Genomic DNA, 11,798 nt, shown 5'->3' on the forward strand with positions numbered 1-11,798 from the left:
GGACTTTCCGGGCAGTAAGCACCCGGGTGTGCGCCGGGTCAAGGGGTCGCGCGCAAGTCGTGACCTTCGGCTCCGGAGACGTGCTCAGGTGGCTGCTCGCCGGGTCGCGATCGCCCAGCCCGCCGTTCGGCGAGTGCCCACGTGACCAGGGCGCACAGCGCGAACGCCGCGCCGAGCAGCGTGGGGCCGCTCCAGCCCGCGGCGTCGAACAGCGCGGTCGTCGCGGCGGCGCCGAGCGCCGAGCCGAGCGAGTAGAAGACCATGTAGCCGCCGATCGTGCTGCTGGTGCGGCTGGGGAAGGCGCTCGTGAGGACGTGCTGGTTGCCGACGTGCACCGCCTGCACGGCGAAGTCGAGCACGATCACCCCGGCGATCAGCAGCGGCAGCGACCAGCCGAGCTGCCCGATCGCGAGCCAGGAGCCGATCAGCAGGACCAGCGCGACGCCGCCGACCCGGCCCGCGTGCCCGGCGTCGGCCCAGCGCCCGGACCGGGCGGCGCCCAGCGCGCCGGCGAGCCCGGCCACCCCGAACAGCCCGATCTGCGCCTCGCTGAAGTGCCACGGCGCACCGGCCAGGGGCAGCGCCAGACCGCTCCACAGCGTGCCGAAGGAGGCGAAGAGGAAGAACGCGATCAGCCCGCGGCCGAGGAACACCGGCCGGGTGAACAGCCCGGCCAGCGACCGGAGGATCCGCCCGTACCGTTCGCCGCCGGCGCGGACGTCCGGCGGCAGCGCGACCAGGGTGAGCACGCCGAGGACGGTGGCGAGGACCGCCAGGGCGAGGTAGCTGCCGCGCCAGCCCCAGGCGTCCGCCACGCTTCCGGTGACCACCCGGGCGCCGAGGATGCCGACCACCACGCCGGAGGTGACGACGCCGAGGGTGCGCCCGCGCTCCCCGGCTGGGGAGATCGCGGCCGCGTAGGCGACGGCGGTTTGCACCACCACGGCGAACGCGCCTGCCAGGGCGAGGCCGCCGAACGCCATCCACGCGACCGGCGCGGCCGCGGTGATCGCCAGCCCGGCCGCCACCAGCCCGAGGTGCGCGGCGATGAGGCGCCTGCGGTCGAGCAGGTCGCCCAGCGGCACCAGCAGCACCAGCCCGGCGAGGTAGCCGAGCTGCCCGCCGGCCACCAGCCAGCCGACCGAATCGCGGGGGACACCGAGGTCGTGCCCCATCGGCCCGAGCACCGGCTGCCCGGCGTAGACCCCGGCGACCGCCACCCCGCACACCACCGCCAGCAGCAGCCTCGTTCCCCTGCCCACCCGCGCCTCCATTCGGTTTCAAATTGCAACTCTTTGGAGAGTAGGGCAGAATGGTTTCACAATGCAACTCAGGGGAGGGTCACGTGTGGACGGATCCGGACTGCCCGGTCGCGCGGGCGGCGGACGTGGTCGGGGACCGGTGGAGCCTGCTGATCATCCGGGACGCGATGGACGGCGCCCGCTCGTTCACCGAGTTCCAGCAGCGCACCGGCATCGCCCGCAACATCCTCGCCGACCGGCTCCGCAGGCTCGCCGCGCACGGCCTGATCACGCAGGTCGAGGCGTCGTCGGGCAAGCGCCGGGTGTACGCGCTCACCGCGGCGGGCAAGGACCTGTTCCCGGTGATCGTCACGCTCCGGCAATGGGGTGAGCGGCACGCCTACGGGCCCGGGGAGACGCATTCCGTGCTGGTCGACGAGGAGGGCGCGCTCGTGCCGCCGGTGGTCCCGGTGGCCGCGGACGGACGGCCGCTGACCAGTGACACGACCTCGGTGCGCAAGTAGTGTGCGAAGCGTGCGGCGGGTTGGCGTGACGGACGAGGAACTGCTGGTGGAGGTCGCCCTGACGCGGCTGGACCACCCGGACCTCGACCTCGAGGAGATCGCCGAGCTGGTGGTGCGCAAGGCCGGCCCGGGCACCGTGCTGGAGTTCGCCTCCCGCAACCTGGCCGAGCGGCGGGAACTGCGCGGCACGATGTTCGCCGCGGCCGTCGAGCACGTGCTGCGGGTCGTGCTGACCCTGCGGGGCCCCGCGGACTGACCGGCCGCTACCGGCCCGTGGTGGCGCGGTGGCCTTCGATCATCACCCGGGCCGCCGCGATCGACTTGGCGACCACCTGCTCCGGCGGGTAGCCGTGTTTGACGAAGACCCCGTCGAGCCAGAACATGCCGTAGCCGTGCGCCTGGGTGAACAGCTGCTCCATCAGCTCGAGCGCCTCCGTAGGCTCGTCGCACAGGCGCAGGCACAGCATGAGGAACTGGTCGGTCAGCACGCGGGTGTTCTCGTGCAGCTCGGTGTGCCCGGGGCCGTGCAGGCCCTCGGCGTAGATCAGGTTCATGCCGGCGCGCCGCCGGATCAGGTAGGCGGTGTAGGCGCCGGCCGCCGCGGCCAGCGCGTCGGCCGGGCCGGCCTCCCGCTCGATCGCGGCCCGCACCTCGCCGGCCAGCTGGCCGGCCACGGTGGCGGCGACGGCGGCCAGCAGGCTCTCCCGCTCCGGGAAGTGCCGGTAGGGCGCGCCCGGGCTGACCTTGGCGCGCCGCGCGACCTCGGCCACCGAGAAGCCGGCCACGCCCCGCTCGGCGATCAGGTCGAGGGACACCCGGACGAGCTCGTCACGCAGGTTGCCGTGGTGGTACTTGCCGCCCATGGCGTGGATCACATCCCCCGGCCGGAATATGTAAGAGCCCTCTTACGTCGTTGATGTATGAGGGCTCTTACAGTATGCCCCGAAACGGCGTTTCCCGGAGGATTCATGACCACGACCACGCACGCTATCGCTGTCCCGTCGCCGGGCGCGCCCCTGGCGCCCACCACCATCGAGCGGCGGGACCTGCGACCGGACGACGTGCTGATCGACATCGCCTTCGCCGGCATCTGCCACAGCGACATCCACCAGGCCCGCGAGGACTGGGGCGAGGCGATCTTCCCGATGGTGCCCGGCCACGAGATCGCCGGTGTCGTCGCCGCCGTCGGCCCCGAGGTGACGAAGTACCGGGTCGGCGACCGCGTCGGCGTCGGCTGCATGGTCGACTCGTGCGGCGAGTGCGAGTACTGCCGGGCCGGCACCGAGCAGTTCTGCGTGCGGGGCAACGTCCAGACCTACAACGGCGTCGGCTTCGACGGCGAGAAGACCTACGGCGGCTACAGCAGGCAGATCGTCGTCAAGGAAGCCTTCGTGTGCCGGATCCCCGAGGGCATCGGCCTCGACGTCGCCGCACCCCTGCTGTGCGCCGGGATCACCACCTACTCGCCGCTGCGGCAGTGGGGCGCGGGCCCGGGCAAGAAGGTCGCCGTGGTCGGGCTCGGCGGGCTCGGCCACATGGCGGTCAAGCTCGCGGCCGCGATGCGCGACGAGGTCACCGTGCTCAGCCAGAGCCTGAAGAAGCGGGAGGACGGCCTGCGCCTGGGCGCCACCGGCTACTACGCGACCGGCGACGAGGGCACGTTCGAGGCGCTGCGCGGCCGGTTCGACCTGATCCTCAACACCGTGTCGGCCAAGCTGCCGGTCGACGCCTACCTGGGCCTGCTGCGCGTCGGCGGCGCGATGGTCAACGTCGGTGCTCCCGGCGAACCGTTGTCCTACAACGCGTTCTCGCTGCTGGGCGGCAACAGGGTGCTGGCCGGTTCGATGATCGGCGGGATCGCCGAGACCCAGGAGATGCTCGACTTCTGCGCCGAGCACGGCATCGGCGCCGAGATCGAGACGATCTCCGCCGATCAGGTCAACGAGGCCTACGAGCGCGTGGACAACAGCGACGTGCGCTACCGCTTCGTGATCGACGCGTCCACGATCGGCGCGTGACGATCCGCCCCGGCGCGCCTGACCGTCCTACCGGGACGGTCACGCGCGCCGGGTGGACGCGCGCAGGTGCAGCACCGGGGCGATGACCAGTGGTTCCCGGGGTTCCCCCGCCCCGGACAGCCGCGCGAGCATCAGTTCGACCGCGTGCTCGGCGAGCTTCTCGTGGTTGAGGTCCATCGCGGTGATCGGCGGGGACGCGGTGCGGGAGTGCTCGGTGTCGGTGAGCGAGGCGACCATCAGATCGTCCGGAACCCGTAGCCCCTCGGCGGCCGCGACGCGCGTCACCAGCGCCGCGAAGTCACTGGTGGCGATGATGACCGCGTCCGGGCGGCTTCGGCCGGTCAGCAGCGGACGCACCGCCGCCGCCGCGTCGTCCGGGGTCAGGCCCTCGCTGAGCACCTCGACCCGCGGTGTGCGGCGGCGCCGGGCCGACCACGCGAGGTAGGTCTCCCTCGTGCGCCGGTTCCACGCGTTGTCCTCGGTGCCGGTGAACAGCGTGATCCGGCGGGCGCCCTGCTCGCGCAGGTGGTCCAGCAGCGCGGTGACGACCGCCGGGTAGTCGAGGCGGACGGCCCACGGGAAGCCGGGCCGCTCCGGGTCCTCCTCGACGGTGACCACCGGGATCCCGCGGCGCGTCAGTTCCGTGAGCACCGAGTCGTCGCCGTACGGGTGGGCCACGATGCAGCCGTCCATGGGCACCCGCGCGACCGACGGGTCGTCGATGTCGGGCACGTGGATCAGCCCGGTCTTGCGCCGCAGCATCTCGGTGGCGATCGAGCCCACCAGGCGGTTGAACGTTTCGGCCCGGTCCGGGGTGCCGGTGACCGCGTAGCGCGGCCGCAGCACCAGCCCGACGATGCCGGACCGCCCGGTGCGCAGCGAGCGCGCGCTCGGGTTCGGGTCGTAGCCCAGCTCGGCGGCGGCGCGCAGGACGCGTTCCCGGGTGGCCTGCGAAATCGGCCTGCTGCCGGAGAACGCGTGCGACACGGTGCTGATCGCGACCTGGGCGCGTTCGGCCACCTCCCGGATCGTGACCTTCGCGGCCGGTCTGCTCACCCCGCCCACCCTCCTGTCCGGACACCCTGGACCCGGCACCCAGTATCGCCCACGACCCGTCCGGCTCTTGACAGTCCCGGCCGCGGGCGCGTTTCATGGCCCGAATCATCAAATCGTTTTGACGAAGGTGGTGGGCGATGACCTCCGAGGGCGGAGCAGCCATCCCGGACAGCGACCGCGCCGCGCCGGTGTCCGTCGGCGACGTGTGCGACCGGATGACCCTCAGCCGCGCCCACCTCGTCGCGGGCGCGGTCCTGTTCTTCACCTTCGTCATCGAGGCGTGGGAGCAGGTCGGGCTCGTGTACGTCTCGACCGGCATCGGCGACGACTTCGGCGTCGACAACACGCGGCTGGGCTGGGCGCTGTCGGCCGTCGCGTTCGGCATGGTGCCGGGCGCGCTGCTGTGGGGCGTGATCATCGACCGGCTGGGCCGCCGCCGCGTCACCGTGCTGAGCCTCATGATCTACGCGGCGCTGGCCCTGCTGGCCGGGGTGGCGCCGGAGTTCTGGATGTTCCTGGTGCTGCGGTTCGCCTCCGGCATCGCCTTCGGCGGCGTGTACTCGGTGACGTTCCCGTACTTCCTGGAGCTGCTGCCCACCCGGTGGCGTGGTCAGGGCGCGGTCGCGCTGTCGATCGGGTTCCCGGTCGGCACGTTGCTGTGCATCCTGGTCAGCCAGACCCTGGGCGCGGTCAGCTGGCGGGCCGTGGCGATCGTGGCCGCGCTGGCCGGGCTGTGGGCGCTGGCGGTGCTGCGCTGGGTGCCGGAATCCCCGTACTGGCTGGCCAAGCAGGGCCGCCACGCCGACGCCGCTCGCGTGTTGCGCCGCCTCGGCGCCGGAATCGGCGAGGACACCCGGTTCCGGGTCGACCACGAGGGCCGGGGCGGGGACCTGCGCGGGCTCTTCCGCGGCCGCGTGCGGACGCGGTTCCTCCTGCTGCTCGTCGTCTCGTTCACCTTCAGCTGGGGCTACTGGGGGCTGCAGACGTGGCTGCCGGTGCTGTTGCAGGGCCGCGGCATGAGCGTGTCCGGCGCGCTGTGGTTCGTCGCCGTCACCCAGCTGGTGTCCGTGCCCGGGTACCTGCTGGCCGCGTGGCTGACCCGGCGGCAGGGCCGCAAACGCGTGTTCCTCTGGTTCGTGCTCGCCTCCGCCGCCGGCGGGGTGCTGTTCGGGATCGCGGCGAACGCCGGCCAGATGTACGCGGGCAACCTGGTGCTGGCGTTCTTCTCGCTCGGCGCGTGGGGCATCTGGAACACCTGGGCCGGCGAAGCCCTGCCGACCAGCCTGCGCGGTCTCGGCTACGCGTGGATCACCTCGGCGATCCTGCTGGCCAACACGGTCTCGGTGCCCGTCATCGGCGCGATGATGGACCACGGCGTCCCGTCCGTCGCCGTCATCGGCTCGATCGTGGCGTTCCTCGTCGTCGCGCTGCTGGCCGTGCTCCCGCTCCCGGAGACCGAGGGCCGGGCCCTCGACTGACGCCGTTTCCGCCGCAACGACAAGGAGTTTCCACATGACCTACCGGGTCGCCATGGACATCGGGGGCACGTTCACCGACGTCGTCACCTACGACGAGACGACGCGGGAGCTGCGTGCGGGCAAGGTCCTCACCACCCCGGACGACCTGGCCCGGGGCGTGTTCGACGCGCTGGAGGGATTCGGGCTGCCCTTCGAAGACATCGGGTTCTTCGTGCACGGCACGACGCAGGGCCTCAACGCGCTGCTGGAACGGCGCGGCGCGCGAGTGCTGATCCTGACGACGCAGGGGATCGGGGACGTCTACCAGATCGCCCGGGGCAACCGGAACCGGTTGTTCGACCTGCACTACCGCAAACCCGAGCCGCTGGTCCCGCGCAACGCCGTCGCCGAAGTCGCGGGCCGGTTCTCCGCCGCGGGCGAGGAGCTGGAGCCGCTGGACGAGGACGCGGTGCGGCTGGTCGCCAAACGCGTGCGCGCGGAAGGGTTCGACGCGGTCGCGGTGTGCTTCCTGTTCGCCTACCTGAACTCCGGGCACGAGCGCCGCGCCGGCCGGATCCTGCGCGAGGAACTGGGCGAGGACGCGCTGGTGGTGCTGTCCCACGAGGTCGCCCCGGAATGGCGCGAGTACGAGCGGACCTCCACCACCGTGATGGAGGCCTACACCGGCCCGTCCGTGCACCGCTACCTGGACAAGATCGAGACCCGCTTCGCGGACAAGGGCCTGGCGGTGCCGGTGCACGTCATGCAGTCCTCCGGTGGGCTGGTCAACGCCGGCTTCGCCCGCGAGCACCCGTTGCAGACGCTGCTGTCCGGCCCGGTCGGCGGCACGATGGGCGGTGTCGCGGCGAGCAGGCTGCTCGGCAGGCCCGATGTCATCTGCATCGACATGGGCGGTACGTCGTTCGACGTCTCGCTGGTCATGGACCACCGGCCCGACGTGTCCCCGGACGGCGAGTGCGAGGGCTTCCCGCTGCTCATGCCGCTGGTGAACCTGCACACCGTGGGCGCGGGCGGCGGTTCGCTCGCCTACGCCGAGGGCGACGGGCTGCGCGTCGGTCCCGAGTCGGCGGGCGCCGTGCCCGGTCCGGCCTGCTACGGCCGCGGGGGCACCCAGGCGACCGTGACCGACGCGAACTGCGTGCTGGGCCGCGTGGATCCGGAGTCCTTCGCCGGCGGTGGCATGCGGCTGGACACCGCCGCGGCGCACCCGGCGGTGGCCGCGCTCGCCGCCGAGTTCGGGATGGACCCGGTGGAGCTCGCCTCGGGCATCTGCGACGTGTCCAACGCCAAGATGGCGCAGGCGATCCGCACCCTGACCGTCGAGCACGGCCGCGAACCGGCCCAGTTCGCGTTGCTCGCCTTCGGGGGTGCCGGGCCGATGCACGCGGCGTTCATCGCCCGCGAGATCGGCGTCCGCGAGGTGGTCGTGCCGCGGTTCCCCGGCGCGTTCTCGGCGTGGGGCATGCTCGAAGCCGACGTGCGCCGCGACTTCACGCAGCAGTTCTTCGCCACGAGCCAGAGCCTCGACACCGCCGCGCTCGCGGCCGCACTGTCCACCTTGGACAGCCAGGCGCGGGCCGCGCTGGGGGAGCAGGGCATCGCCCCGGAGCGCCGCGAGGTCACCCACGGTCTGGACATGCGGTACGAGAGCCAGGACTACACCCTCACCGTGCCGATCCTGCCCGGCGAGGACGTGACCGCGCCGGAGTTCCCCGCCGCCATCGAGGACCGCTTCGCCCAGGCGCACCACCAGCGCTACGGGCACGCCACCCCCGGCGCCCCGGTCCAGTTCGTCACCATCCGCACCACCGCCCGCGGGCTGGTGGACCGGACACCGGGCGAGCCGCCCGCCGTCGCGGACCCGGGCGAGGAGGTGGTGCGCGCCGTCGTCTTCGACGGCACCGCGGTGCCGACCTCGATCGTCGCGCGGTCCACGCTGCCCCTCGGGGCCACGCTGGCGGGCCCGGCGATCGTGCACGAGGAAACCTCGACCACCGTCGTGCCCCCGGGCGCCCTGCTGCGGGTCGACGACCACGGATTCCTGATCATCACCCTGGACGCGGAGGAGCTGGCATGACGCCGAGCCCGGTCACCACGGAAATCATCCGCTCGGCGCTGATCCAGGCCGCCGAGGACATGAACATGACCCTGATCCGGTCCTCGTACACGCCGACCATCTACGAGGGCAAGGACTGCGCGGTCGCCCTGCTGGACCGCGAGCACCGGGTGCTCGGCCAGTCCTCCGGCCTGCCGATCTTCCTCGGCAACCTGGAGGAGTGCACCCGCTACACCGAGGCCGAGTTCGGCGCGCGGGTGTGGCAGCCCGGCGACGTGTGGGTGCTCAACGACTCCTACATCGGCGGCACCCACCTCAACGACTGCACCGTGTACGCGCCGATCTTCGTCGGCGGTGAGCTGGCCGGGTTCGCCGCGTCCCGCGCGCACTGGATCGACATGGGGTCCAAGGACCCCGGCGGGTCGATGGACTCGACCACGATCTACCAGGAGGGCCTGCGCATGGGGCCGACCCGGATCGTGGTCGGCGGCGAGGAGAACCCGGACGTGCTGCGCCTGATCGCCTCCAACGTGCGCTTCCCGTACGTCACGCTGGGGGACATGCGGGCGCAGGTGGCGTGCGCGCGGATGGGCGTGCGCCGGCTGGGGGAGCTGTTCGAGCGGTTCGGGGCGGAGACCATCGAGGCCGCCCGTGCGGAGATCTTCGCCCAGACCGAGCGGCTGGAACGCGAGCGGGTCGCGGCGATCCCGGACGGCACCTACGAGGCGACCGGGTACCTGGACAACGACGCGATCGACCTGGGGACGCCGCTGGAGGTCACCGTCCGGGTCACCGTCGACGGCGAGCGGATGACCATCGATCTCACCGACTGCGCCGACCAGACGACCGGGCCGGTCAACTGCGGGCGGTCCCAGGCCGTCTCGGCCGCCCGCGTCGGGTACAAGCTGCTGATCTCCCCGTCGATCAGCCTCAACGGCGGGTCGTTCGCGCCGCTGGAGGTGAAGGTCCGCGACGGGTCGATGCTGGGCGCCCGCGAGCCGGCGGCCTGCCAGTACTACTACTCCAGCCTCGGCATGCTGATCGACCTGGTGGTGCGGGCGCTCGCGCCGGCGATGCCGGAGCAGGTCGCGGCGGCCAGCTACGGCGATTCGATGATCGTCCAGTTCGCCGGCGACAACCCGCGCACCGGGGAGCCGTTCGTGACGCTGGAGGCGACGGTCGGCGGATGGGGCGCCTGGCGCGGCGGTGACGGTGAGACCGCGCTGATCAACAACGTGAACGGGTCGTTGCGCGATCTGCCGATCGAGGTGGTCGAGACGCTGTACCCGGTGCGGGTCGACGAGTACCGCATCCGGCCCGACTCCGGGGGTGCCGGCCGCTGGCGCGGTGGGAACGGGGTGATCCGCGAGTACACGATGGAGGCCGATCAGGACCTGTCGCTGTGGTGGGAGCGGTCGGTGACCCCGGCGTGGGGCGTGTTCGGCGGTGAGGCCGGTGCGCCGCCCCGGGTCGTGCTCAACCCGGGCACCCCCGGCGAGCGGGAGATGCTCAAGGTGAACAGCCTGCGCGTCCACAAGGGCGACGTGCTGCGGTGCGAGTCCGGGGGAGGCGGAGGCTACGGTGAGGCGGCCGATCGCGACCCGGCGGCGGTCGAGTCGGATCTGGCCCAGGGGCTGATCACGCGCCGGCCCTGACCGGCGCCACCCGGCCGCCGGCGACGGTCGCCTTGGCTGGTGGACCACCACGAGCGGCGGCCCGTGCTCCGGTTGCGGATGGAGACTCGAGCCAAGGGGCCTTCACGCCCGACCCCTCCGCTCGTTCCGGCGCCGCGATCTGGTCGCGCGGGCCGGGTGCATCTCACCAAATCGGGACGAGCCACCGTTGCACGCTGGTCTCGGCGTCCTTCGTTTCGCCATGCGGAATCAGGGCCGCGGACCGGTTCTCCGTCCCAAACCTCCAACTCGACCGTCGGCTCGCTGACGTCGTGATGCGTGAAGAACAGGACGCCGCCCGGTCCGTGAACAGGCTACCCACCAGGGTGGGGCACGCTTCAGCTCAACGTGTCGTAGTTGTTTCGGAGCGAGCCGAGCCGGTGAACCCTCCGCCCGCCGGGCTGCGCTGCGGCCCGGACTTGGCCAAGCTGGACTTCGGCGTCGTCCCTCCGTATCACGAAGGAGCCGCACCATGACCGGCCTGGACCTGACCGCGTACGAGGCCCTCAGCTTCGACTGCTACGGCACCCTCATCGACTGGGAGACCGGAATCGCCGCGGTCCTGGCGCCCTGGGCCCGGGAACAGGGACTCGGCCTGACCGACGAGGAACTGCTGCTCGCCTACGCCGACAACGAGGCCGCGGTGGAGCGGGAAACCCCGGCCGCGCGCTACCCGTTGGTCCTCGCCACCGCGTTCCGCCGGACCGGGGACCGGCTCGGGCGGCCGGTGAGCGACGAGTGGGCGCGGCGGCTGGGCGACTCGGTGCCGGACTGGCCGGCCTTCCCCGACTCCGCCGGCGCGCTGGCCCGGCTGGCCCGGCACTACCGGCTGATCATCCTGTCCAACGTGCACCGCGACGGCTTCGCCGGCAGCAACCGGCACCTGCGCGGTGACTTCGCGGCCGTGATCACCGCCGAGGACGTCGGCGCGTACAAGCCCGCGCCGAACCACTTCCGGGCGCTGGACGCCACCCTGCCCCGGCTCGGTGTGCAGCGCGACCGCCTGCTGCACGTGGCGCAGAGCCTGTTCCACGACCACGTGCCGGCCAGGCGCGAGGGTCTGCCGTCGGTGTGGATCAACCGCCGGCACGACCGGCCCGGCTGGGGCGCGACCCCCGAGCCCCGCGAGGAGTGGAGCTACGACCTCGAGTTCACGTCGATGGCCGAGTTCGCCGACGCGGCCGACGAGGCCTTCGCGCGCGCGTCGTAACGAGGTGAGCCGGACCGGAAACGCCGGTTCTCGGGGGATCCGAAGGGGCCCATGCCCGCGGCGTGGGGAGGATGGAGTGCCGAATGGAGATCGAACCCGTCATGAAGGAGCTCGGCCGACGGGGCTTGACGGTTCTGCTCAAACTGGATCACGAGAGGCTGGCGGACGGCGGAAGACCCTGGATGGTGTTGGCTTCCGGCCCGGCGCTGGGAGACGGAAGGTTCGTCCGGACGGACTCGGCGTCGATTGAAGCGGGTTTTGCGGAGATCTTCCGGCAACTCCGAGAATCGGAAGGAGCCTGGGACTGGCTTCCGCCCCTTGCGTGAGAAGTGTCGTTCCCGCGCGGTGGGCAGGACGGCAGGATCCTCGTCGAGGCAACTGCCCGTCGAGCAACCCAGGTCAGGGCCAGTGTGCATCCCGCGAGTGCCCCCGGTGAGATTCGAACTCACACTGGACGGGTTTTGAATCCGTTGCCTCTGCCAGTTGGGCTACGGGGGCGGCGCAGCCAGACTTTACGCGCCCGCCCCCGTAGCCCAACTGGC

The 11,798-nt window shown here is 72.1% G+C and carries 11 protein-coding genes and 1 tRNA gene; 8 read left to right on the forward strand and 4 right to left on the reverse strand.

The genetic code is table 11. The features are described from left to right. Positions 1-38: 38 nt before the first annotated feature. On the reverse strand, positions 39-1,274 hold the full coding sequence (locus D0D28_RS26185) for an MFS transporter (RefSeq protein WP_116113297.1): 1,236 nt from the start codon (positions 1,272-1,274) through the stop codon (positions 39-41). A 38-nt stretch (positions 1,275-1,312) separates the two neighbouring features. On the opposite strand from D0D28_RS26185, the gene D0D28_RS26190 reads away from it, so the two are divergent. Next, a complete protein-coding gene (locus tag D0D28_RS26190; RefSeq protein WP_094008337.1) occupies positions 1,313-1,765 on the forward strand; it encodes a winged helix-turn-helix transcriptional regulator in 453 nt (150 codons plus the stop codon). Between the two features lie 25 nt (positions 1,766-1,790). Continuing rightward, positions 1,791-2,021: a hypothetical protein gene (locus tag D0D28_RS26195; protein ID WP_162830623.1), complete on the forward strand. Its 231-nt coding sequence runs from the start codon at positions 1,791-1,793 to the stop codon at positions 2,019-2,021. Positions 2,022-2,028: 7 nt separating this feature from the next. Here the strand turns inward: D0D28_RS26195 and D0D28_RS26200 are convergent, their stop codons facing one another. Continuing rightward, the gene (locus D0D28_RS26200; RefSeq protein WP_116113299.1) at positions 2,029-2,628 is read right to left on the reverse strand and encodes a TetR/AcrR family transcriptional regulator; all 600 of its coding nucleotides are present in this window, start codon (positions 2,626-2,628) and stop codon (positions 2,029-2,031) included. Positions 2,629-2,733: 105 nt separating this feature from the next. On the opposite strand from D0D28_RS26200, the gene D0D28_RS26205 reads away from it, so the two are divergent. Continuing rightward, complete coding sequence (locus D0D28_RS26205) at positions 2,734-3,783, forward strand: NAD(P)-dependent alcohol dehydrogenase (RefSeq protein WP_116113302.1); 1,050 nt, start codon at positions 2,734-2,736, stop codon at positions 3,781-3,783. 39 nt (positions 3,784-3,822) lie between these two features. On the opposite strand, the gene D0D28_RS26210 is transcribed toward D0D28_RS26205, so the two are convergent. Beyond that, on the reverse strand, positions 3,823-4,839 hold the full coding sequence (locus D0D28_RS26210) for a LacI family DNA-binding transcriptional regulator (protein ID WP_116113304.1): 1,017 nt from the start codon (positions 4,837-4,839) through the stop codon (positions 3,823-3,825). 137 nt (positions 4,840-4,976) lie between these two features. Between D0D28_RS26210 and D0D28_RS26215 the strand changes: the two genes are divergently transcribed. The 5 genes from D0D28_RS26215 to D0D28_RS26235 all read left to right on the forward strand — a co-directional run bounded on the left by D0D28_RS26215 (position 4,977) and on the right by D0D28_RS26235 (position 11,582). Then, entirely contained in the window at positions 4,977-6,317 is a 1,341-nt protein-coding gene (locus D0D28_RS26215; RefSeq protein ID WP_205413362.1) for an MFS transporter, read from the forward strand. Between the two features lie 34 nt (positions 6,318-6,351). Beyond that, positions 6,352-8,394 (forward strand): hydantoinase/oxoprolinase family protein, encoded by a 2,043-nt coding sequence (locus tag D0D28_RS26220; protein WP_116113307.1) that lies wholly within the window; start codon positions 6,352-6,354, stop codon positions 8,392-8,394. Then, complete coding sequence (locus D0D28_RS26225; RefSeq protein ID WP_094008332.1) at positions 8,391-10,028, forward strand: hydantoinase B/oxoprolinase family protein; 1,638 nt, start codon at positions 8,391-8,393, stop codon at positions 10,026-10,028. The genes D0D28_RS26220 and D0D28_RS26225 overlap by 4 nt, the downstream gene beginning before the upstream one ends. Before the next feature lie 490 nt (positions 10,029-10,518). Beyond that, on the forward strand, positions 10,519-11,256 hold the full coding sequence (locus D0D28_RS26230; RefSeq protein ID WP_233157488.1) for an HAD-IA family hydrolase: 738 nt from the start codon (positions 10,519-10,521) through the stop codon (positions 11,254-11,256). 83 nt (positions 11,257-11,339) lie between these two features. After that, on the forward strand, positions 11,340-11,582 hold the full coding sequence (locus tag D0D28_RS26235; protein WP_094008331.1) for a hypothetical protein: 243 nt from the start codon (positions 11,340-11,342) through the stop codon (positions 11,580-11,582). 98 nt (positions 11,583-11,680) lie between these two features. Here D0D28_RS26235 and D0D28_RS26240 read toward each other — a convergent pair. Then, positions 11,681-11,754: transfer RNA gene (locus D0D28_RS26240), tRNA-Leu, on the reverse strand. Positions 11,755-11,798 lie beyond the last annotated feature (44 nt).

The sequence above is a fragment of the Amycolatopsis ruanii genome, from assembly GCF_003385175.1.
GTDB lineage: Bacteria > Actinomycetota > Actinomycetes > Mycobacteriales > Pseudonocardiaceae > Amycolatopsis_E > Amycolatopsis_E thermalba.